The sequence below is a fragment of the Massilia consociata genome, assembly GCF_042432755.1.
GTDB classification, from domain to species: Bacteria; Pseudomonadota; Gammaproteobacteria; order Burkholderiales; family Burkholderiaceae_D; genus Telluria; species Telluria consociata.
Genome location: NZ_JBHLWP010000044.1, coordinates 65,231 through 86,933, shown reverse-complemented (window position 1 = coordinate 86,933; position 21,703 = coordinate 65,231). Strand labels below are relative to the sequence as shown.

Annotated in this window: 16 protein-coding genes; 9 read left to right on the top strand and 7 right to left on the bottom strand. The window is 58.0% G+C overall.

The window, feature by feature from the left end; genetic code table 11:
- Positions 1-37 precede the first annotated feature (37 nt).
- The 3 genes from ACFFJK_RS22800 to ACFFJK_RS22790 all read left to right on the top strand — a co-directional run bounded on the left by ACFFJK_RS22800 (position 38) and on the right by ACFFJK_RS22790 (position 3,861).
- Positions 38-895, top strand: coding sequence for an HDOD domain-containing protein (locus ACFFJK_RS22800; RefSeq protein ID WP_379681944.1), 858 nt, complete (start codon positions 38-40; stop codon positions 893-895).
- Positions 896-971: 76 nt separating this feature from the next.
- Complete coding sequence (locus tag ACFFJK_RS22795; RefSeq protein ID WP_379681943.1) at positions 972-2,141, top strand: tetratricopeptide repeat protein; 1,170 nt, start codon at positions 972-974, stop codon at positions 2,139-2,141.
- A gap of 127 nt (positions 2,142-2,268) precedes the next feature.
- On the top strand, positions 2,269-3,861 hold the full coding sequence (locus tag ACFFJK_RS22790) for a hypothetical protein (protein WP_379681942.1): 1,593 nt from the start codon (positions 2,269-2,271) through the stop codon (positions 3,859-3,861).
- A 62-nt stretch (positions 3,862-3,923) separates the two neighbouring features.
- Here ACFFJK_RS22790 and ACFFJK_RS22785 read toward each other — a convergent pair whose 3' ends face one another.
- Positions 3,924-4,343 carry a DNA-deoxyinosine glycosylase gene (locus ACFFJK_RS22785; RefSeq protein WP_379681953.1) on the bottom strand — a complete coding sequence of 140 codons (420 nt, stop codon included), beginning with the start codon at positions 4,341-4,343 and terminating at the stop codon, positions 3,924-3,926.
- A gap of 121 nt (positions 4,344-4,464) precedes the next feature.
- Here ACFFJK_RS22785 and ACFFJK_RS22780 point away from each other — a divergent pair, with 121 nt between their 5' ends.
- Genes ACFFJK_RS22780 through ACFFJK_RS22765 form a run of 4 tightly spaced genes read left to right on the top strand, consistent with a single transcriptional unit; the run spans position 4,465 to position 10,663 of the window.
- A complete protein-coding gene (locus ACFFJK_RS22780; protein ID WP_379681941.1) occupies positions 4,465-5,964 on the top strand; it encodes a tyrosine-type recombinase/integrase in 1,500 nt (499 codons plus the stop codon).
- Entirely contained in the window at positions 5,957-7,933 is a 1,977-nt protein-coding gene (locus ACFFJK_RS22775) for a site-specific integrase (RefSeq protein ID WP_379681940.1), read from the top strand. Before ACFFJK_RS22780 ends, ACFFJK_RS22775 begins: the two co-directional genes overlap by 8 nt.
- Positions 7,934-7,938: 5 nt before the next feature.
- Positions 7,939-10,143 carry a hypothetical protein gene (locus tag ACFFJK_RS22770; protein ID WP_379681939.1) on the top strand — a complete coding sequence of 735 codons (2,205 nt, stop codon included), beginning with the start codon at positions 7,939-7,941 and terminating at the stop codon, positions 10,141-10,143.
- On the top strand, positions 10,133-10,663 hold the full coding sequence (locus ACFFJK_RS22765) for a hypothetical protein (RefSeq protein WP_379681938.1): 531 nt from the start codon (positions 10,133-10,135) through the stop codon (positions 10,661-10,663). The genes ACFFJK_RS22770 and ACFFJK_RS22765 overlap by 11 nt, the downstream gene beginning before the upstream one ends.
- A 27-nt stretch (positions 10,664-10,690) precedes the next feature.
- Here ACFFJK_RS22765 and ACFFJK_RS22760 read toward each other — a convergent pair whose 3' ends face one another.
- On the bottom strand, positions 10,691-10,930 hold the full coding sequence (locus ACFFJK_RS22760; protein ID WP_379681937.1) for a helix-turn-helix domain-containing protein: 240 nt from the start codon (positions 10,928-10,930) through the stop codon (positions 10,691-10,693).
- Positions 10,931-11,000: 70 nt separating this feature from the next.
- On the opposite strand from ACFFJK_RS22760, the gene ACFFJK_RS22755 reads away from it, so the two are divergent.
- Positions 11,001-11,405, top strand: coding sequence for a hypothetical protein (locus tag ACFFJK_RS22755; RefSeq protein ID WP_379681936.1), 405 nt, complete (start codon positions 11,001-11,003; stop codon positions 11,403-11,405).
- 118 nt (positions 11,406-11,523) lie between these two features.
- Here ACFFJK_RS22755 and ACFFJK_RS22750 read toward each other — a convergent pair whose 3' ends face one another.
- Together ACFFJK_RS22750 and ACFFJK_RS22745 are read right to left on the bottom strand one after the other, a co-directional pair.
- On the bottom strand, positions 11,524-12,306 hold the full coding sequence (locus ACFFJK_RS22750; protein ID WP_379681935.1) for a uracil-DNA glycosylase: 783 nt from the start codon (positions 12,304-12,306) through the stop codon (positions 11,524-11,526).
- A gap of 297 nt (positions 12,307-12,603) precedes the next feature.
- Positions 12,604-13,590 carry a hypothetical protein gene (locus tag ACFFJK_RS22745; protein WP_379681934.1) on the bottom strand — a complete coding sequence of 329 codons (987 nt, stop codon included), beginning with the start codon at positions 13,588-13,590 and terminating at the stop codon, positions 12,604-12,606.
- A gap of 518 nt (positions 13,591-14,108) precedes the next feature.
- Between ACFFJK_RS22745 and ACFFJK_RS22740 the strand changes: the two genes are divergently transcribed.
- Positions 14,109-14,744, top strand: coding sequence for a hypothetical protein (locus tag ACFFJK_RS22740; RefSeq protein WP_379681933.1), 636 nt, complete (start codon positions 14,109-14,111; stop codon positions 14,742-14,744).
- Between the two features lie 119 nt (positions 14,745-14,863).
- Here the strand turns inward: ACFFJK_RS22740 and ACFFJK_RS22735 are convergent, their stop codons facing one another.
- The 3 genes from ACFFJK_RS22735 to ACFFJK_RS22725 are packed head-to-tail and all read right to left on the bottom strand — an operon-like array spanning position 14,864 to position 21,685.
- Complete coding sequence (locus ACFFJK_RS22735) at positions 14,864-17,908, bottom strand: type I restriction endonuclease subunit R (RefSeq protein WP_379681932.1); 3,045 nt, start codon at positions 17,906-17,908, stop codon at positions 14,864-14,866.
- Positions 17,886-19,274, bottom strand: a complete 1,389-nt coding sequence (locus tag ACFFJK_RS22730) for a restriction endonuclease subunit S (RefSeq protein WP_379681931.1) — start codon at positions 19,272-19,274, stop codon at positions 17,886-17,888. The genes ACFFJK_RS22735 and ACFFJK_RS22730 overlap by 23 nt, the downstream gene beginning before the upstream one ends.
- Positions 19,274-21,685 carry a type I restriction-modification system subunit M gene (locus ACFFJK_RS22725; RefSeq protein ID WP_379681930.1) on the bottom strand — a complete coding sequence of 804 codons (2,412 nt, stop codon included), beginning with the start codon at positions 21,683-21,685 and terminating at the stop codon, positions 19,274-19,276. The genes ACFFJK_RS22730 and ACFFJK_RS22725 overlap by 1 nt, the downstream gene beginning before the upstream one ends.
- Between the last annotated feature and the right edge of the window lie 18 nt (positions 21,686-21,703).

Sequence of the window (21,703 nt, the reverse complement as noted above, 5' to 3'; positions counted from 1 at the left end):
TCGCCTCCCCGGAAGCCCCTTCTTCCTGCCCGCACCCATGAATACCCTCGCCGATCCCGTCCCGCACCTCGACCAGGTCGATGCCCTGATCAAGTCGATCCGCATCCCACCGCGGCCGAGCCTGCTTGCCGACCTGCAGCGCGAACTGGCATCGGAAGATCCCTCGCCCGACGCGATCGGCAGGATCGTGGCGAGCGACGTCGGCATGTCCGGAGCGCTGTTGAAGCTGGCCAATTCGTCGATCTACGGCGGCCGCCGCAAGGCCAAGTCGATCGAGCAGGCGATCCTGTTCCTCGGGATCAACCAGGTGGCGGCGCTGATGACCGGCCTGCTGGCGCGCGAAGCGATTCCCGCCAACAGCGCCACGCTGGCCAGCTTCTGGGACGTGTCGACCCGCCGCGCCCAGGCCATGGTGTTCCTGTCGCGCCGCCTGCGTCTCGGCGAGCCGGATGTGGCGCACACCTTCGGCCTGTTCTGCGACACCGGCGTGCCGCTCCTGATCGAGCGCTTCCCGGATTACGCCGCGACCTACGCTGCCGCCTCGCTCGAGACCGCTCGCCCGTTCACGGCGCTGGAAGAAGAGCGCCACTCTACCTCCCACGCCGCGGTGGGTTGCCTGCTGGCGCGCAACTGGGGCCTGTCGGGCGATGTCGGCTGGGCCATCCTGCACCACCACGACTACGCCGTGATCGACGACGCGGCGACCGCCGGCGCGGTGCGCTCGCTGGTGGCCCTGTCGGTGCTGGCCGAAAACGCGATCAGCAGCTACCAGGGCCAGGGCGAGTCGCTGGAGTGGGCCAAGGGCGGCGCTGCGGCCTGCACCTACCTCGGCTTGTCAAGCGAGGAAACGGCCGAGCTGCTGGACGAGCTGGCCGAAGTCTTCCACGAGGACTGAGCGGTTTTTTGACAACCCGTCCCGGCAGGCAGATACTTCCTCTGTAAGTACACTCGGTACATTTCCGGAGGGAGTCATGAAGCGCCTTGCCGTCCTGCTGTCCCTGTCGCTGCTGGCGGGATGCGCCAGTGTGCAGCCGCCTGCGCCTCCTCCTGTCCTGTTCGCCGATGGACGTTTCGCCCCGCCTTCCGAACAAGTCGGCGCCGATGACCTGTTCACCCTCAGCCCGGCCATGCAGGCCCACCTGAACAGTCCTGCATTCGCGCACCAGCTGCGCCAGAAGGGGCAGCGCCACGGCCTGGTGGACGCGCTGTACAGCAAGACCGACCTCAAGCTCGAATACGAATCGTCAAAGACCCGCACTGCCGCCGAGACCTACGCCGACCGCTCGGGCAACTGCCTGTCGCTCGTGATCATGACCGCCGCCTTTGCGAAAGCGTTGGGCATGCCGGTGCATTACCGCAGCATCGATGCCGACAGCACCTGGAGCCGCACCGCCGGCCTGTACCTGGCCAGTTCGCACGTCAATATCGGCCTCGGCGACCGTCCGGAACACGACGTCAGGAGCACCGGCCGGGAAACCATGCTGGTAGTCGATTTCATCGCGCCGGACGCCGCTGCCGGCCTGCGCGCGCGCGAACTGGATGAAGGGGACATCGCGGCGCTGTACATGAACAACCGCGCGGCCGAGATGCTGGTGCAGGACCGCGTCGACGATGCCTACTGGTGGGCGCGCGGCGCGGTAGAAAAGCGCCCCGGCATGATCGCTGCGCTCAACACGCTGGCCGTCATTTACGAACGGCGCGGCCACCTGGCGCTGGCGGAACGGACCTACCGCACGGCGCTCGAGCGCGAGCCCGAGAACATGGCGGTGATGCGCAACCTGCAGCCGGTGCTGGCCCTGCTCGGCAAGCACGATGAGGCGCAGGCGCTGGAGCGGCGCATCGCCAGCATCGAGCCCTTCCCGCCCTACCATTATTTCGACAAGGGCATGGTGGCGCTGCGCGCCGGCGACTACGAGGGGGCCAGGGCGCTGTTCAGGCGCGAAGTCAGGCGCGCGCCCTACAACGACGAGTTCCGCTTCTGGCTCGGCGTGGCCCACCTGGGACTGGGCGACGTCAAGCACGCACGCGAGCAGATCGCGCAGGCGGTCGACACCAGCACGCGGCAGGAGATGCGGCAGATGTATTCGGCCAAGCTGGCGCACCTGCGGGCGACGACATCCACGGGGACGCGGATTCGCTGAACGCCCTTTCATTCTCGCCAGCATTGGGCTCGGCGGTAATAAACGGTTATTCTGGCAACATAATTTTAAATCAACAACTTTCTTTTGAGCATCTACATGTTATGGTCGGCATTTTCTGAGCAGGGACATGTCGACCAAACCCCATACCGTACAGTCAACAAGGCTGAGCGAATCCATCTCAGCGTTGGAAACACGACTTCTTGAACTTCAGAACAAATATGACCAGCGTCACGCAGACCTAAAGCTGGCCGAGGCCGTCTGCCTGAAAAACCTGGAGGAAGCTGCGAACAAGCAGACGACGAACGCGGTGGACCGCATCGTTAAACTTTTCGAGTTTGCGCGCAATCTCCTGGTTACACTGATTGTCGTGGCCACCGTCCTTGGCGTTGGTGGATATTTCCAGATCCAGACCTTCGTCAAGGACTTTGTCGCCGGCCAAGTAAAGTCTTGGCTGAACATTGCGGAACCTGCTTCCCCGCTTCATGGACCTATCTCGCATTTGACGACACGAATGGCCGTCAATGCGCTCATCATGGATCGTGCGCGCTACGGCACGAGAGCCGGCTTTCACGGCAATATCAAGATAAGTTCGATGTGGATCGACAAAATGCTGGCTGATCTGACAAGTGCAAGTACATCAGATGGCGACTTTGCCGAGCTGGCGCTCGCACTGTCATCCGAAGCGCCACTGATCGGTGGCGGCGAACACCGCGTCCTAATTATGGACACAATCAGGAAGATCCTGCTCGATCCGAAGGCCCCCGCTCATCGGAAGGCCGTCTTGCTGAGGACTTTCGCATTCGACCCTTCCCTGACCGAGGTGGCGGTCGATTTATTCGTGAACGGCAAGGATCTAGATACCCAGGCGGCGGCCTTCCGCTATCTTCGCAGGTCGATCACGTCAGAGCGTCTCGCCGAACTGGCAAGGCCCATATTGCGTAGCACCCCATCGAATCCGAACGAAGATTTCCTGTATTTGCAACAGCAGGCTGCAGAAACCCTGGCAGACGCTAATCTGAACGATCCTGATCTGGCAAAGTTCCTTGCTACGAAAAAACAGGAGGACCACCAAGTGGAACGCGCCTTGATCGGCCTTGCGGCACTCGACAAGATATCGACCAAGTCGGCCATCTCCATGGACCAGGTATCCGATGCAGAAAAGGCGAAACGCATTTCATTCGCCGCGCCGCTGCTTGCGGCAGCGATCAATACCGGGGTCTCGGTTACCTGGTCCGAGACAGCCGCCAGAACGCCCGTTATTGCGCTTCAAAATACCGACCGCGCGCGGCGTCGCCTCTACCAGATCGCTACGCCGCGTGCGTTGCTGGCTCCGGGCCTGGGGAATGCGTTGTTTAACCGACTGGGAGGGAATACGTCGGGTCTCGTCAAACTGGTGGCTGCAGTTTCAGGTGTTCCAGACTTCCGTGAAGAGTTCGGCAAGCCATATCGCGTCGAGCTGCTGCTCGGGCCAGGCGACAAGCTTGTCACGACGACTAACGAGGTCCTGAGCCAGAACCGGCTCGGCAATCCGCTTTACCTGGAAAGCGGTAGCAACGACGGCACTGCCGTTCTCATTCGGTGGCGGGACATTGACGGGCTCTACAAGACTGCGTACTTGGGCCAGGCCGTCCTGGCGATGCCGACTATCAGGATTGTGCCTTCGTCCTCGGCATCCGACCGGTATTTGGACAATTACGCCTACAACAGTCGGTACGATTAGTGCGGCCGCATAAAGGAGAGCTGTCCGTTCCGTCTTGCCAGTCCTGGCGCAGCCCCTGCCCCTTAAAATAAGGTGCTCTGAGCTGGCATGAAACCATCAGCCTTCGTATGCTCCTGTAACTGCCGCCACAGCGCCAGCTTCTGCTCGAACGTCATCGCCATGTGCGCCGGCGAACTCGACGGCAGCACCACGGTGCGGTACCCGTGGGCCGCGAACTGCGGCGCGAACTTGCCCGAGGCCTGGCCGTTGAAGCCGACCGTCTCCAACTGGGGGCACAGCACGCGCAGGCGCGCGAAATCGTTGGCGGCCGGCTTGCGGATCGCGGAATCGAGGCTGCCTTCGCGCTCGCAGGCGGCCAGCACGTCCCACAGGCCGACGTGGTGCGCCAGCAGGCGCGGCAGCCGCTCGGCATAGGGAAGCGCGGCCAGGTCCTCGCCAAACACGGCGGAGACCAGGCGCCAGAACTGGTTGCGTGGATTTATGAGCGATGAAAAGTGTTCAGTTCTCTTGTTTCCCCAAAGTCCAACTTTTCCTTCTTCCTCGACTGGAGATATCTACATCGTCCACGCTAGTGCCACTCTTTGACCGTCCTCATAGATTGATATGAAGGAGATGAACTCTTGTCCACCAAATCACTCTGAACGTATATGTAGAGCGCCTTCTGCTTCCGGCGTGTTCATCTACATTGATAACGTCGCGAGGGACAAAATGATCACTCTCTGGAAGGCTAACGAACTACCGAAGAACGACCCGCTCTCCAAATCCGCCTTGCCTGAAGGGTTTCCGTTTCTAGTGGTAGAGAGCGACGAAGGTATCGAGATCCAAGAGCATGTGCTGCTATATCTCCATGAGAAGTTCGCCAGACGTAAGGGGCGCCGGAGCTGGAAAAAGAATACGGCTGAAGCGTACGCCTATGACTTGCGTGATTGGTTTGCTTTCCTCGAGGTCTGTGAAAACGAAATTGAAGAGAATAGCAAGGTGGGCAAAGCTTGGGACGCCGCCACAGAAGACGACTACATCAACTACCGGGAGGCGCTCCAGGACGCCGTGAGTCCTCATACCAGGCAATACCTGTCTCATTCCACAATTCGGCGCCGGCAAAGCACCGTTGAGAATTTCTATAAAGAGGCCGAAAAGCGGGACTGGTATGTCGGCACGTTCTTGAAAACCTCGGAGTTCAAAAAAGGACGCATTAGGCCAGCCGACAGGGACGCTATGGTGCACTTGCGCGCTGGCCGCGACACCACGCGCGAGCTTTCTCCGTATGCCGAAGAAGTTGGCGAGACAGGAGTCGTCCACCCTCTTAGCACGGCCGAATGGCGCGGAGTTCAGCGCGAACTAGGGCCGCTGCCAAGCGAGCCGGAAGAAAATCCTCGCCCTTCCCGCGACCGGCTTGCCTGCGAACTCTCGTTGACTACCGGCATACGTGTAGATGAAGCGGCCAGCCTGACGGTGCGTCATATCCTCAAGCTCAACACGGACTACTTGCTCTTGAGCGAAGAGGACAGGGAGTATGGCTACCTCAAGTTGTACATCACTAAGACAAAAAGGCTCAAGCCTCGCAACGTCCTGGTGCCGTGCTACCTCATTCCAGAGTTAGTCCGCTACATTGACGGAGAGCGTACAGCGGCCGTTTTAGCAGGCAAGGCTTATTCAACCAAGCACGGAAAGAAGTACAAGGAGCCGGACGCTCTCTTCGTGAACCACGCCTATCCCTTGCAGCACGCAGGGAATGCCATACAGCCAGCTTCCCTATCCCATGCTTTCCGCCAAGCATGCAAAGCCGCCGGCGTGATGAAAACTGTGCAGGAAATTCATGTCGTGGAGGACGACGATGGGAACGAGACAGAAGTGAGCGTACTTCGTCGCGCCGCAGCACACTGCTACCACGATTTGCGCCACACCTTCGCGGTGACGATGTACTTCAATGAAGTAGACAACAGGAAGCCCGAGCCATGGCTGCCAATTAAAGAATTGCTGGGGCACGCCAGCGTAGAAACGACCCGAGACATTTATTTGAAGGTGGTGACGATCGAGGAAAAAGCGCGAGCCGGCAAAGTGTCCTATCGAGCGAAACAACGCGTTGGAGGTAATCATGACTAGCCGCCGCGGTTCCAATGCGTACGAGGGAAAAACCCGGACCAAGCGGGAAGGCACCGTCTCGCCGGACCAAGCCCGTCACTACCGCTTGGTGCGCAGCGCGGACAGGATAGAACTGATGTGCCCCAAAGAAGGGGAGAAAAAAGAGGACACAGTTGATCTCTCGTACCTGTTGGCCTTCCCTCATCTGAGCGAGCCGTTTGCGCAAGCCATTCGAGAAATTTGCAAGAGCAAAGCTTCCACGTACGCGACTTGTTTTAAGAAGGGGCGCGAACTGGAATTCGGATTCTTCGCCTTCCTGGAAGAAAAAGCTCTTAATAATATAAGGCTCGAGCAGCTGACAACATCCCACATCGAGGGGTTTAAAAGCTGGCTCGACCAAGCGGATAAGACAGGATTGGCCATATACGCGCTCCAAACCCGTCAACATCGGATGAGCCACCTCCGCCAAGTGACGGAATACCTGAAACAATCCGACAAGTGGGCTCCGCAGCTTGCTTCGGACCTGAGCGTACGGCCTGGCATGTGGGCTGGTCAAGGGCGAGGTCGCAAGCCCACACCGATCATTCAGGAAGAGGATTATCGGAAAATCTACCAGGCCTGCAAAAAGGAAATCATCGAGATCACCGGGCGGGTAAATGCAATGCGCGCTAGCCTGCAAGCAAACCTGCATCATCCAGTGGCATTGGCGCTGGAGCCGGCCAAGAAAACGGTCTGTGGTAAAGGCGTAGCTCGCAACTTACGTAACCAGTATAACGATCTCGGCGTACTGCTCGCCACGCTGCACCGTCGCTATCCCCGGCAAATTCTTACCCAAGAATGGCTCAAATCGATAAACGATCGGTCCTTGGCTGAGGCAGCAATACGACGAGGAGGGACTAGCGAAATTAGTGCCTGCTTCTACCCCTCGGTAAGGGATTTGGTGCCAGTTGTATTAATGATGGCCATCCACTTAGATTACAACAAGGCGACCTTGATGGGTAGTAAGGTGAGCGATTACCGTATCGTTACCGGAAAATTGGGAAGGCCGGAATTTCTTGCAAGTGCGTCCCTTATAGAAGAGGAGGATGCTGCAGACAGCGCGGAGGAAAAGGAAGGCGAGAAACTGTTCAGGGCGGCGCCGGTAAAGAAACGCGCCCGTTATCGGCCCCAGGAGAGAATCCTACCTGTAGAGGATGCACCCGACAACCCTGCCTTCCTCTGGCAATTCTTGGTGGAGTGGACGAGCTGGTTCCGGCCGACGTCGGCCCCAGAGTGGCAAGACAGGCTGTTCCTGTACGTGACCGGCTCTACCTCGCCAAATAAAAGGATGCAGGGCTTCGACGGCGTGACCAATCCCGGAGGCGACTTCAACTTCGATTATGCGTACAAAGCGTTCTTCCGGAAGCACGGGCTTACATACTATACCTTCAGGCAGTTCCGCCCCACGGGGCTGGATATCGTGGACGTCGAGTTTGGCGGCGACATTCGGGCCAAGCAGGCCGCCGCGGGCCATGTAGAAGTGCAGACCACTTACCAGAGCTATACCACCGATGCGCAGATGCAACGGGGTGATGAAGCCCTCGCACAAGTGTCCGCGACGCGAGAGCGCTTTCGAAAGACGCAGGGTAAGTCGGACCCGCGCCGCAAGCCGGTGGGCGCAGATATCGGCGCCGCCACTCCGGGCTGGACCTGTGTCGACCCGTATGACAGCCCGTTGTACGAGAAGGATAGATTGTGCGGTGGTTATGGACGTTGTCCAGCCTGCCCACTCGGAAGCATGAATCCCAACGACTGTTACTCTGCCGCGCAAGCGTTCAATCTGCTTGATGCTATCGACAACGCGGTGGAGACCATGGCTCCCACTGCTTGGCTTGAGCGATATGGGCCGTCGAGGAAAGCCTTGACCGAATTCTGGCTTCCGCAAATTCCCGACCACGTACTAGCGGAGGTCAGGCAAATGAAATTTCCCTCCTTGCCGCCATTGGAGTAACCCGCATGGGTACCGCACGGAAGAAAATATTGCAGGGCGAGCATACGACCGAGGCAATAGTCAGTGAGATAAGCAGCGGCATGCCTCGGTATCCTACCGAAGGGCGCCCAAATCCCTGGGTGTCCTCAGCCAGTCGCTGGCAGGATAGCAGCTGGTTCCTGGACAATCTTACGTCTGGAGCGAAACCTCAATCGTCAAAAATTCAGTGGGACTTGCTTTTTGACGATGGCACCAATTTGCTAGATGCCTGCCATGCCGACTTGCTTGAAGAGTTCCGGCGGCTTGTCTGGTCACTGTTCGCCGGTCCCCGTACTGGCGAGGCGCTCAAGCCCGGTACCGCTAGATTCTTACTCATTGGATTTCGTGAGTTGCTCCAGTGGATGGTGAAAAACCGCTATGCCCGGATGAGCGAACTCGATAGCACGGCTTCGCAGCGCTACTTGGACGACTTACAGGCGCGGCTGGACGGAGTCGCGCAGGAAGATTCGTTGGAAGACCTGCTTGATGAGAACGAACTAGAAGCTATCGATACAACAGATCGAGAGGACAATAAAGAAACCTCGCAGGACACGGATACATCTCTGCAAGTGACGGTGGGATGGGTCCTGGCCCGGTTGGTGGTCTGGCGTTATATGTGGGACCAGCGTGCGGCCATGCGTGCCGCCGGGGTCAAGCCACTACCCCAAGAGCCGTTCGGCGGACGAAAAGCCGGCCGCTTGGCCAAGGAGATGGCGACAAAGGCCGTTCGAAAAATACCGCCGCTTCCCGATGAAGTGGCGGTCGCTATCATGAACGCTGCGCATGCGTATATGGAAACAGCCGCCCCCGATGTTCTGCGCATGGTTGAAGACATGCTGGCATTGCGGGACACCTATAAAACATCTGCGACTGTCTCGAGGCACATGAAGAAATGGGAATTTTCGGTGCTTCTAGGAAGCGACCAGCCATGGCATTCGCCGCTGGGCGAAGTGGAGTCGCCCGCATCAACCTTGCGACTGCTAGCGGACGACATGTCGCGAGCCTGCTCCATCATCCTGCAATCCGAGACAGGCATGCGCGCCAACGAGTTGTGCAGCCTCCCAGCAGGCATCGACCCCGAAACCGGCTTGCCTGCCTGCATTGAGATGCGGCTGTCTAAATCAGGCATGCTGGAGCTGTTTTACCTGAAAGGCACGCTCTCAAAAACGCGCCCTACGCCGGAATCGGCAACATGGCTGTTGGCAGCGAGACCACGCGGCTCGGGTGTGCTGCCCAACTCGGTGCGCGCAGTGGAAGTGATCCAAAGACTGCTGCAACCCTTTCGCGACATGTGTGACGGGAAAGTGCGGGAAACCCTGTTCGTGGCGTTTAATGCGAGCGAGGGCTTCCCTATGGATGGCCAAATAATATCGGCTCTAACGAATGAAATAATGCTGAAATGGCAGAGGAGATTCGTTGCCGCTCATGTCGACTGGGCCACTGTCAAGGCGACTCCTGATACGCAAAAGTACATTGACAGCAAGGGGGAGTGCCTGCAAACGCACCAATGGCGCAAAACTTACGCGCAGTTCGTATTCCAAGTGAACCCGAAACTGCTGCCTGCCATCGCGCGGCAGTTCAAGCACCTGAGCATTGCTATGACCGAAGGTGCCTACATTAATACGAATGATGCGCTACTAAAAGACGTTGCAGAGCATAACCTATACCGAACTACAGACAGGCTACTGGAGTTCGCACGTGGAACAGCCCCCAAAATGGAAGGCCGCCTTGCTAGGCTGCTCGAAAAGTACCAGGACGAGTTGGGCACCATCATCAAAGGCAAGAACGACACCGAGGCCAGGCAAGCCATGCTTTCCTGGTGCTCACAACGCAGCCTGAAACTGTTCTTCCATGGTTATGGCGGCTGTATCCCTGGTCTGGCGCCGACGGAAGCGGAGTGCCATAAGCGGGCGCAGACGGTGCACTGGGCTAACACGGCGCCCAACTACGCTACCCGCGAGCCCAGTGTTTGTACCGGATGCTTCCTGTTCATGGTGGGGCCAGAATCGGTGGAGTTCTGGCACGATCGCTACGTGTCAAACAACACCGCCTACCTGCAGGCCAAAGCGCAGGGCAAAGCGAACGACTTCAGGGTGGCCAAGGAGCGTGCCGCACAGTCAGCCACCTATCTCAAGTTCCTGGATGTTCCGTTACCGGAAATCGTGCTGGAAGGAGAAAGTCATGCGGGGTAAGCGTAAGGATTTGCCCGCGAGCTATGAGGGCATGGAAAAACGGTTTCTGGACGCGATTGAGCGACTGAAGGAAGGCAAGCCAGTGTGTCCAGAATTACAGAGGAAAGCCAAGGCCGGCAAGCTGCGCGTCGACGTGAGTGCTGTCGCGCTGGAAGCCGGTGGCCCGGATGAAAAAGGGATCTGGCGAGGGCTATCGCGTACCCTGATCGGTCACGACAACTGCCGCTATCCCAAAGTGCGGGAAGAAATCCGGAAAGGAAAAGAGGGAGAGCCCGGCGAATACGACCTGAAGAACGTCAACAGTAAGCTGCGTGAGAGAAACAGGCAGCTCGAAAGGATAAATAAGCAGCTCCTGTCCACCTGCGCGGCGATGCGGGTGCGCATGAACAAGCTTGAAAGTGCGGTCAAGGAGGAAATTGAAAAACTGCAGCGTGAACAGCACCGCGGTAACCGTCCCGTGCACCAAGCGCCTACGCTGGTCGTAGATAACGTTCGTTCCGAACAGCATGAGGGGGAGTGATCATGCTCGGACTCAACCGGTAACTTTTCAGCAGTCTGCAGTTGCCAGCAGTTCAGAAGCACGGGTCTGCAACGCCGTGCATATGCGGATGAGGTTCATGACACTTACGTTGCGCTCACCTCGTTCAATCTTACCCATATGGCTTCGGTCGATCCCAGCCAAAAGAGCCAAGTGCTCCTGAGATATCTCTTGAGCCCGCCGACGAGCTCGTATGGCCGCGCCAATTGCCACCAGCTCCTCAAAATTTTCATGTCCGCCAAGTCTCATCCCCCAATCATTGAGTTAACGGGCAAAATAGGCCACGGCATCTACGCCTCAATCGTTTAAGGAGAGTGTTGTGAACAATTCAATTAGCCTGGGTTCGCAACTTGCGCATGAGGTACTACATAACCCGCCATCTGCCGCATTACCTTCAAATTTGGCCGACCGCTGGCTCGATACCGCGCTTCTGGGAGCTGAACGACTGGTTCAGGCCGATAAGGAAGCAGATCCTGAACTCGTGCGTATTCCTGTAAATTTGGTCCTGCATCTGCTAAGTGAAGAGTTGCGGTCCGGCACCATTTCGATGTCCGACGATAAACTTTTTGACTATCTCGGCCTCTATCGGATAGAGCTAGCGATGGAGAAACTTCGAAGATGGGGTGTAGTTTTAGCTCCTGCGGCTGACAAAACGACGATCTTCGACTCGCCGAAGGTTAAAAAGATTTCTAAAAAGACCTTTCGACGTACCGCTAAAAGATGAGCGCGCAAGCAACCGAACGGAACATCTGATAAACGTCTACTCGTCGCTCATGATGGACGCGTAGGTCGCAATAGATACAGTGCGGCCTTCAGCGTCCATAGCAATGGAGAGACGGCTTTCATGGAGGCAATGTAGACCAGTCGATAGGCTCTAAATAATGCGCTTGAAGCAGGTTGTTGACCTGACGGAAATGCGCCACGGATTGGAAGAGGTTCAATGGCGGGTTTGCGGGATTGCTGACCGTTTGCGCTAGGTCAGACGGATGGTACGACATGGTCACGCCATGGTGACCTTTGATAGGGCCTTTCGGCAACGTGTGGCAGTTGGTGGCAGGTCTTCCCCACAACATGAACACCAGGTAAGGACGCCGCTCGCACAGCACACGCAAAGCGCCCTTGGTAAATCGAGACCAATACTTGAACATCTGACGTGGTCGGTTCTGCATGACCAGTTCGCCCTTCTTCTTCACCAGCCTCAAACGATTACCACAAACGGACAGGGCCGCATTCAGTAGCAAAACGCCTTGATTTCGCCAGTGAGACAAATCCCCACATTCGTAGTCAATACGCGCCATTGGGTACGTCCTGTGAATAGCCGCATAAATGGTACGCAACGAGTCATCCGCCATCCCAGCAATCTCAAAGCTGTGCCCTGTGGCACGGTGAGGTGTCGGATATGGGTCTTGCCCAAGTAGAACGACGCGAATTTTTTCAGGATCATCCTCAAACGCGGCCAACCAGCGCGTGTGCACCGGCCACAAAGTTTCTTTGTTCACTTCTATTTCTCGCAACAACAGCTGCATACGCTTGGTGAAGTGCGGGCCCAACAACTGGGCCTCGTTCAACCATGCGTACCAAGTCGGGTGCAGTCGGAAGACAAAAGGTGTGTCTTCGATTTCCACTATTTTCAACGCAGTCATCGGCGAAATATTAGTAACCTTGGGCTTTGGCGGTTCGTCTCGGTAGGTGGTATAGCAAAGCGCTTAGCGCTTAGCGTGCACTGATGGGATCCACTGCCAAGAGCGAACATCGGACTCTAGCAACGCGCCAAATCATTTTCAAATGTGAAGGCGAATCGATATTCGTTAGAGCGACACGGCTTATACGTCGAAAGTCGGAATGCCGCTAGAGGAAGCTCCTTCAGCACGGCTAGGCCTAGGCAAAACGGACCGTGACAGTGTTGCCTCTATGGCGCTGTTTCACAGGGCATCGAGATACCTGAGAATCGGGCTGTCGCGTTTCGTCAGCCGTCTCACAGAGTCAGCCGTAATAGTGCTACCGATTTTCTGCAGCTGCGCACGCGCCTTGGACCAGGCCACGGTGCCGGCATCGGGTCGGGGCAGGTAAAGCACATAGGCGCGGCCATTGCGCACCTCGGTCGCCAGGAAGGTAGCAGGCGCCGACACCGTGGCGCGTCCTCCCGCCCCAGTATGGCATACGATAAGGATGTCGCCGCAGCGCAGGTGCTTTAGGAGGCGCGCGCTTGTTGCGAAAACAATGTGCTCCACTGCCTCAAAGTTGGCTACGCTTGCGTCTTCGCGTCCTCCCAAACTCAGGCCGGCCGCGCTACGCAGGACCTTGGCCGCGGTCTTCGCTAGCTCAGGCCTCTGTGCAATAAGTTCGCGCTCGGCGCGGCTCGACAACGGCTTCGTCGAGACCCACCAAGTGCTTGGTGCCGGCGGCGGGTCGGGGATAACATCGGATTTACGCTCGGGCCACGCCGAACCCGACGCGACCGGTAGCTTTGCGATCCTTTTCACGAACGCGTCGTCGACGCGGGACCGCGTTGGGTCTTTCAGCAGTTCGTCGAGATTGCCGAGAACTGAGCTGCGCACCTGAACGTCGGTCGTCAGCAGTGAGGCCTCCAGTGTTCTCGTCCCAGCCGTGGCCGACATGTTCGCCGAGCCGATGAAGGTATAGCGGCCAAACGTGCCCATCTTCACATGCATGCCCGGAATCGAATACACCTGGGCGCCGTCGCGCACAAATTCCGCCAGCACGGCGGCGCTCGTCATACCACCGCGGATGGCTTTGTCTGACGCGTCGCAGACCAGCAAATCGCCCTCTTGGAACCCTATATGGGCGGCGGTAACATAGGCGATGGCTGCCTTGATCGGCCCGCTGTTCTTACTGAGCTCGGCCAATTTTGGCCATGTATTCGACGTCAGCAGCTGAACGGACTCCATGTGAATTTCATCCTTGGTAGATTGGTGGTGAGGTGTAAGCCTTTAAACATGTCGGCGTGTTGTCCAAGGCACGCAATGCATTCAGCACAGCAGCGACATTCGGCGGGATCCTAGGCTAATGGCACTGCCAAGGCACAAGAACAGTTACGACTATTGCTCCAGCCATCTGGCTCCTAGTGCGTGACGCCCCGGTAACGCCAACACATCCGTGACCACCCAGTGTACTGGGAATATTGCTTTAAGCAAAAATTTTGTGAACGATACTGCACAAGCAGGTGCCAAGCACAGCATCCGGCTACCGCTCGCGCCTGTACGGGCGCACATGACGCGTAGCTGAAGACCATCTAACATCGCCGTGGACTTGTCGTGATGGCAACAATCACCTACACTTTCCCATTCTGACGACATGATCCGTTCAACATGACGTCGTGGCGAAATCTTGGACTGGACCGACAGCGATATACGACATTCGGTGAACATCGTTGGCGCGCTGGAGCACAAAACTATATGAGATTCAAATGTCTCTAAGAAAAGCAATCACATTGGTGGCAGGCGTTGGACTTCTGATCTTTATCTGGTACCTGCTCGAGCGTCAAACTTGGGACATATCTCCACTTGGGCTGATGCTTGGGTCGGGTGTCGTAGCAGGGGTAGTTACTCAAGTTGTCATTTGGTGGAAAGAGCACTCCCGCGAGGAAGAGAAAGCGGCACGCGAACGGCAATTTGTTGCGTTACAGCTAGCAGTCACTCTGGAGCGATATGCCATCGAGTGCGCCATGCGTATTAGCCATATTTCCGATGCTTTGAATGAGCTTTATGAACAGGGGGGCTCTCTTCGAGCGTTTCCAGCCCTACCGCCGCTCGAATTACCGTCTGCGGCGGAATGGCGGTGGATTGCGCCAGACCTTGCCTCAGAGGTTATGTCTCTCACCCCAAAGATCAGCTTCGGTAATGGTTCCATCGACTTCTTACATAATGTTGCCGGCGCGGTTGAGAGTGCAGAAGAGTCACAAAGACAGCTTCGTGTAGTGGGACACTCCGCGTGGACGCTAGGTCGTAGGTTGCGCGCAACGCATAATATTCCGCCTCAAACCTACGTTCTAGGAAAGTGGGACTTCCTGAAGGATCTGCACGATAACGCTCCAGAGTCATAACCTGTAACCGCAGACTCGACCAACGAAGCATTGTCCCGAACCTGCCGTCAGAATGTCCCCTTATCCAACTGGCGTCCAGAATGGCTTCGTAAGCGCTGCAAGCTGCAGCGCTACCGTCTTCAATTTAAAGCCTGCCCCCCAATGCCCGGGGGCGGCTTCTTATACGTCGCATCAAACACCGAGTCCGTCAACCATCGCTTGAAGTTCGCGTTGTCGCTGAACTGCTTGAAGAGCTCGGTGTGGTCTGCCAGCAGGGCCAGGACCACGCGGCCCAGCGCCTTGTCGTGCTCCAGCTTGGCGTTCTGCTTGCTGGAGTTCTTCTGAGCGTTCTGGTAGGCCGTGTCCTGCGCCACCTTCGCCGGGATCTCCTCGGCGATCACCTTGCGGATCTTGTCAGCATCTTTCCACTCAATGTTGCCGAAGAGGTCATTGAAGGCCTTGATGATGTTGGACAGCTTGTCCACCTCGGGCTCGGGCAGCCCACCACCGGCACCCATCGGTGCCGGCTCGAGCGTGCCGTCGGCCTCGTCCATGGCCATCGCCAGTGAGGCGTTCACCTCGGGGCGGTAGCTGTCCATGTCGATCGCTTCCAGCACCCCCTTGGACAGGTCTTCCTCCTTAGGCGCCGGCAACTTCGGGATCAGGAAGTTCAAGAAGATCGATAACTTCTCCCATGCTGGGTGCCCGTAGGGCAAGATGGCGCCGAGGAAGCCGTAGCTGCGCACGAAACCCTTCGCCTTGCCCTTGAACTCGACCTGCTGCTCCTCGTTGAGCTGCTCGGTGTAGACCGCCACGCAGGCGTCCAAGATTGGGTCGAGGGTGTCCCGCTCAGAGCCGTTCACGAACAGCGCCACCAACTGCTCCACTTGTGCCCAAGCGTAGACTTGGTGGCCATCCAGATCGGCCTTCAGATCGTGCAGCTTGTTCGGGTCGGTCTCGCCCATCTGCACAGTGGCGCGATAGTAGTCCTGGAACGCTGCCTTCACCGCCTCCTCATTGTCGGCGAAGTCCATCACGAATGTGTCGTGCTTCTGCGGATGGGCGCGGTTCAGCCTGGAAAGCGTCTGCACGGCCAGCACGCCGGCCAGCGGCTTGTCCACATACATCGTGTGCAGCAACGGCTCGTCGAAGCCGGTGACGTACTTGTTGGCCACGATCAGGAAGCGATATGGGTCCTGCTTGAGCTTGGCGGGGATGTCCTTGCTGGGGAAGTCATTTAGGTCCGCCTCGGTGCGCTTCTGGCCGTTGACCTCATGCTCGCCCGAGTACGCCACGATGGCCTTGAACGGGCTCTTGATCTCCTTCAGATAGTCGGAGACGGCGAAGTAGTAGTCCACCGCGCGGGCAATGCCGCTGCACACGATCATGGCCCGTGCCTGGCCGCCGATCTTGCGCTTGCCAGCCACATGGACTGTGAAGTGGTCCACCATAATCTCGGCCTTCTTGCGGATCGCCTTCTCGTGCGATTCAACGTAAGCCCGGATCTTCTTCAGCGCCTTCTTCTTGTCGAAATCTGGATCGTCTTCGACCGTCTTGGCCACGCGGTAGTAACTGGCCACCGGCGTGTAGTTCTTGATCACGTCGAGGATGAAGCCCTCGGCGATGGCTTGCTTGGTGGTGTAGGTCAGCTCCGGCCGTGCGCGGAAGTGGACCTTGTCGCCTTCTTCATAGCGCTCACCGAACAGCTCCAGTGTCTTGTTTTTTGGCGTGGCAGTGAAGGCGAAGTAGCTGGCATTTCCCAGCATCTTGCGCGACTCGATCAGGTGGTTGACCTTGTCTTCCACCGACTCTTCGTCGCCTTCCTCATCGCCATCGCTGCCAGACAGGGCCAAGTGCATTTTGGCCGTGGTCTTGCCGCCTTGGCTGGAGTGAGCCTCATCGATCAGCAGCGCAAAGCGCTTAGCCGCCATGCCGCCCAGCTCGTCCAGGACCCAGGGGAACTTCTGTACTGTGGTGACGATGATCTTCTTGCCCTGGCTCAGGTAGCCACGCAGCTCGTCGGCGCTGTCGGAGTGGCCAAAGATCGATGAAACATGGTCGAAGCCTTTGATGGTGCGGGCGATGGCCGTGTCCAGCGCGCGGCGGTCAGTGATCACCACCACCGTGTCGAACAGCGGCTTCAGCGGGTCAGCCGGCGCCTTCAGCTCTACCAGTTGGTGCGCCAGCCAAGCGATGGTGTTGCTCTTGCCGCTGCCTGCCGAGTGCTGGATCAGGTAGCGGCGGCCTACCCCCTCACTGCGCGACGCCTGCAGCAGCGCTCGAACCGAGCGCAGCTGGTGGTAACGCGGGAAGACCTGCTTGCGCTTCTTCTTGCCCTTCTCGTCCTCTTCCTCAACGATCTGAGCGAAGTTCTCGATGATGTTGGCCAACGACTCCTTGGCCAGCACCTGCTTCCACAGGTAGTCGGTCTTCAGACCATGCGGGTTGGGCGGGTTGCCCGCGCCGTCGTTGTAGCCCTTGTTGAAGGGAAGGAACCACGAGTTCTTACCCGTCAGGTGCGTGCAGAAGCGCACCTCGACATCGTCCACCGCAAAGTGCACCATGCACCGGCCCAGCTGAAACAGCAGCTCGTGTGGCGGCCGCGTGGTCTGGTACTGCACCACGGCGTCCTGCACGGTCTGCTTGGTCAGCGAGTTCTTCAGCTCAAAGGTGATCAACGGCAGACCGTTCAGGAAGATCACCATATCCAACGAGCGCTGGGCCTCGTCGTTGCTGTAACGCAGCTGACGCGTGACGCTGAAGACGTTCTTCTCAAAGTTCTCCGCCGATGCCGGATCGGTGGGCGTGGGCAGCACCTTGTACAGGTCCACATGGGCCGGCCCGTGACTCACGCCCTTGCGCAGCACGTCCACCACGCCCCGCTTGGCGATCTCGCCCTGCAGGCGGTGTAGGAACTGGGTGCGCTTGGTGCCCTCGTCGCCCAGGCCCAGCGCCGCGAAGGACTTGGGCTGAGTGTCCTGCAGGAAGGCCAGCAGCTTGGGCACATCCAGCGCCAAGTCGCGGTTGTAGTCGGCCGGGCTGCCCTGCACGTAGCTGCCCACGACATAGTGACCAGCGTCGTCCTGCACGGTGTTGGTGAGTACGGCCTGCGCTGGGGGCTGCCCGGTCAAGTGCCGCACGATCAGGCTTTCCAGCCCCTTTTCAGTCGTGTCCGTCGTCGCCATCGGTTTCCTCTTCCGTGGTGTCGTTGTCGTCATCATCGCCGAGCGCCGTCAGGTCTTCTTCGGTGATAGGGTCTTCGGGGTCTGGCTGCCAAGTGCGGACATCGAACTGACCAGTCACTACGCGCGCAATCTGGCCGTCACAAAGCTCTCGAACAAGCCGAATTTCATCCTTTGCCTGTTCGATTGCATTCAAAAGCGGAGCATTTTCATTCTGTATGTATTCGACAATGCTCCGCTGTTCTTCGATATCTGGCCACGCCCATACCATTTTTGAGATCAGAGCGGGATCTACTCGGCTATGACTTCGAGTCGCAGAGCGTGCGTTAGCCTGCAGGTACTCTCTGACAGTCCTGCACTGATAGACAAATTTGGCGAATTCTGGAAGGCACTTCTTTGGCATTAGCGGCACCAATTCCGAGGAGCAAACAATGGGCAGTGGATGCTCTCTCGAAAGATGCACATAACCTTTGTGGGGATTCAGCTTCGACACAAGTAACTCGCCGCCCGAGATCAAAAGCTTGTCGCTATCGATCGCAGTTGAGCTTTCTGCTCTCCCGTCACCAGTCTTCGATAGCACTGGAATTGAGTAGTGAAAAACATCCTGCCCAGCAAGCGAGGCCATTTTCACCTGCTTACGGACAGGGGTAAGTACTTGATCTGCGCGGCAGATTACCCAATGCTCCGGCACATCACCAAGCCAGTCAATTTGAGATTTCTTCAAATTCGGCTGCGCCCCTACACCATACCTTACAGCGCGATCTACGATTGAAGCAACCAGCTCGGAGAGTAATCTGATTAATTCGCGCTTATGCCGAATCAGATGCGTGGATCGCAATTCGTAAGTTCTAAGATAGGCGACGATTTGATTTTGATCGCCTGGCGGCGGAACCAAGGAAGGCATTTGCTTAAAAGACTCCCAGTAGAGTCGGTTCCGGTCTGCCACGATGCCTCGTGAGTATTTATTGACCTCTTGCATGTAGGCCGCCGTGCGGAACAAGTAGCTGAAGTAAGCGGAGTTAACGCCTGCATGCGGTTTGACCACCACGTATGCAGGGCTAACTAGCCCGTCAGCCGGCGCCGGGCCGACCGCGCCCTGCCACATGCGCATCATGTTGTAGGCGATATCGCCCTTGACGGCACGCTTGTACTTTTCCTTCGCGCTCATGACCTGTTTGCGCTTGCCGTTGACCATGTCGCGCACACGCACACCAGTGCGCAGAGATACCTCCAAGATTGGCAAGTCCGGATACCCGGTTTCGACGCGGTGGCTGAAGAGCCGCCCATTACGTTGCACCTGCCACCCCTCGGGAATTTGGGGCGCCCAAGATAGGCCCGACGGCGTGTAGCTGGGGTACGGTACCGGCATCAGACCGCTCCCACGAACTTCTGCAGCAGGCCGCTCGTCTGGCGTTCTAACTCAAGGATGTCGTCCTTGATCTGCTGGAGCGTCCTCAGCGGCACCGGCTTGTAGAAGTAGCGCGCGAACGATACCTCGTAGCCGATCTTCGTCGCGGTCATGTCGATCCAAGCATCGTCTGCATGGGGTAGCACCTCACGCTGGAAGAAGGCCTCGATGCCGCCGGGTTCGGTCAGCGGTACCTGCTCGGTGTCGCGAAGGTCGGTGTCGGGCTCGTACTCCACCATGTAGCGGTCCTTGCCATCCTGCTCTAGGTAAGCGCCGTCGAAGCCGGGCTCAAAATAGTCGCTGGCCTTCAGCTTGGTGCGCTTCGCAATGACTGGCGGTGCCTTCTCGTCGCGCCAACTAACGGCGCGGTAGATCAGCTTCTTGTCAGAGGCGGTGATCTTGTGGCCGACTGTCTTGAGTGCGGCCTCGAACTTGATGCGGAAGTCGTTGTGGTCGTCGAACACACCTTCGCCCAGCGCCTTCTGCGCAAGCCGCGCCAAGTCAATCAGCTGCTTGTCGCGAGCCCAGGTTGTCTGGTCCAGCAACTTCTTGCGGCGCTTCTCGGGCACGGCCTTGCGCGCAGGCTTGGCGTCGCTGTCGTCGTCGGCTTCGTCCTCATCATCGTCCGACGCGCTGTTGTCGCCCTTCAGCCAGGCCTCCATCTCAGGCCGGACCTTGTGAAACTCAGTGTAGAGCTTCTCGCCCCAACGGCCGTACGCCTCAATGCGCAGGGCCTCGTCGCCTGACGCAAAGCGCAGGGTTTCGATGGCACGGTGGCTGAGCTGGCTCTTCAGCCGCTGTGGGCGCTCGACGATGATCTTCCAGTAGCCAAAGTCGGCATTGTTGAACCACTTGCACTCCGGTGTGGCCGCTGTGGCTTGCGCGTCTGTTGGTAGTTCAGCCAAGTAGTGATGCACCACGCGCTGGATGTCGTCCTTCGACATCTCGCAGTTCTTCTTGCCCATGTTGCGCCGCAGTGGCTGAAACCAGCGGCTGGCGTCGATCAGCTGCACCTTTCCACGCCGCTGCTCGGCCTTTCGGTTGGTGAGCACCCAGATGTAGGTAGCGATGCCGGTGTTGTAGAAGATGTTCAACGGCAGCGCAATGATCGCTTCCAGCCAGTCGTTTTCGATCACCCACCGGCGAATGTTGCTTTCGCCTTGGCCGGCATCGCCGGTGAACAGCGCCGAGCCGTTGTGGACCAGCGCGATGCGGCTGCCTAGCTCGGTGTTGTGCACCATCTTCTGCACCTTGTTAACCAAGAACATCAGCTGACCGTCGCTGGAGCGCGTAATCAACTTGAACTCTGGGTCGTCGCCGTGCTTGACGATGAAGCGGGGATCGCTGAACGCCTTCTTTCCACCCATGCGGGCTAGGTCCGTCTTCCAGCTCTTGCCGTAGGGCGGGTTCGACAGCATGAAGTCGAAGTCACGGGACTTGAACTCATCGGCTGCCAAAGTAGATTTATCGGCGCCGCCAACGATGTTGTCCGCTTCAGCGCCTTCCCCTTTTAGGAGTAAATCAGCCTTGCAGATGGCGTAGGTTTCGGAGTTAATCTCCTGCCCGAAGAGGTGAATGGAAACCTCTTTGCCGTGGTCCCTGGCCAACTCTATCAGTGCGTCTTCGGCCACGGTCAACATGCCGCCGGTACCGCAGCACCCATCGTACAGCGAATAGGTGCTGGACTGGATCTTGTCGGCCACCGGCAGGAACAGCAACTTGGCCATCAGGCTGACAACGTCGCGAGGGGTGAAGTGCTCGCCGGCCTCTTCGTTGTTCTCTTCGTTGAAGCGGCGGATCAGTTCCTCGAACACCGTGCCCATCCCGTGGTTGTCCAGGCCTGGTAGGCGAACGCGCCCATCTTCGTCCAGCACATTCTTGGGCGACAGATTGATGTCAGGGTTTAGGAAGTCGCTGATCAAGTGACCCAGGATGTCCGCTTCCACAAGCGTCTGAATCTGGTCGCGGAACTTGAACTTGGTCAGGATCTCCTGCACGTTCGGCGAGAAGCCGTCCAAATAAGCGATGAAGCTGTCGCGCAAGCGCTGCCCCCCGGCGATGGCCTGCAGGTCAGCCAGGGTGGTCACCGCGGTGTTGTAGAAAGCTTGGCCGGCAGCGCTGCGCAGCGCTCCATCCTGGTTGGCAACCTGCGCAGCATCCATCTGCGCCTTCATTGAGAGCACGTTCTTCTTCGTCGGCTCCAGTAGGGCATCCAGCCGGCGCAGCACAATGAAAGGAAGGATGACGTCGCGATACTTGCCGCGGACGTAGACGTCACGCAGCCGGTCGTCGGCGATGTTCCAAATGAAGTCGGCGATCCACTTGAGCTGGGATTGGTCTATAGAAGTTGATTTGTTGTTTGTTGTCGTCATCGAGGGGTCCGCACTACG

Excerpts from the sequence above, each read along its gene's own strand:
- ACFFJK_RS22725 (WP_379681930.1), bottom strand. The coding sequence starts at position 21,685 with ATGACGACAACAAACAACAAATCAACTTCTATAGACCAATCCCAGCTC.
- ACFFJK_RS22790 (WP_379681942.1), top strand. The coding sequence starts at position 2,269 with ATGTCGACCAAACCCCATACCGTACAGTCAACAAGGCTGAGCGAATCC.
- ACFFJK_RS22745 (WP_379681934.1), bottom strand. The coding sequence starts at position 13,590 with ATGGAGTCCGTTCAGCTGCTGACGTCGAATACATGGCCAAAATTGGCC.
- ACFFJK_RS22760 (WP_379681937.1), bottom strand. The coding sequence starts at position 10,930 with ATGAGACTTGGCGGACATGAAAATTTTGAGGAGCTGGTGGCAATTGGC.
- ACFFJK_RS22795 (WP_379681943.1), top strand. The coding sequence starts at position 972 with ATGAAGCGCCTTGCCGTCCTGCTGTCCCTGTCGCTGCTGGCGGGATGC.
- ACFFJK_RS22730 (WP_379681931.1), bottom strand. The coding sequence starts at position 19,274 with ATGCCGGTACCGTACCCCAGCTACACGCCGTCGGGCCTATCTTGGGCG.
- ACFFJK_RS22740 (WP_379681933.1), top strand. The coding sequence starts at position 14,109 with ATGTCTCTAAGAAAAGCAATCACATTGGTGGCAGGCGTTGGACTTCTG.
- ACFFJK_RS22765 (WP_379681938.1), top strand. The coding sequence starts at position 10,133 with ATGCGGGGTAAGCGTAAGGATTTGCCCGCGAGCTATGAGGGCATGGAA.
- ACFFJK_RS22780 (WP_379681941.1), top strand. The coding sequence starts at position 4,465 with ATGAAGGAGATGAACTCTTGTCCACCAAATCACTCTGAACGTATATGT.
- ACFFJK_RS22800 (WP_379681944.1), top strand. The coding sequence starts at position 38 with ATGAATACCCTCGCCGATCCCGTCCCGCACCTCGACCAGGTCGATGCC.
- ACFFJK_RS22770 (WP_379681939.1), top strand. The coding sequence starts at position 7,939 with ATGGGTACCGCACGGAAGAAAATATTGCAGGGCGAGCATACGACCGAG.
- ACFFJK_RS22735 (WP_379681932.1), bottom strand. The coding sequence starts at position 17,908 with ATGGCGACGACGGACACGACTGAAAAGGGGCTGGAAAGCCTGATCGTG.
- ACFFJK_RS22775 (WP_379681940.1), top strand. The coding sequence starts at position 5,957 with ATGACTAGCCGCCGCGGTTCCAATGCGTACGAGGGAAAAACCCGGACC.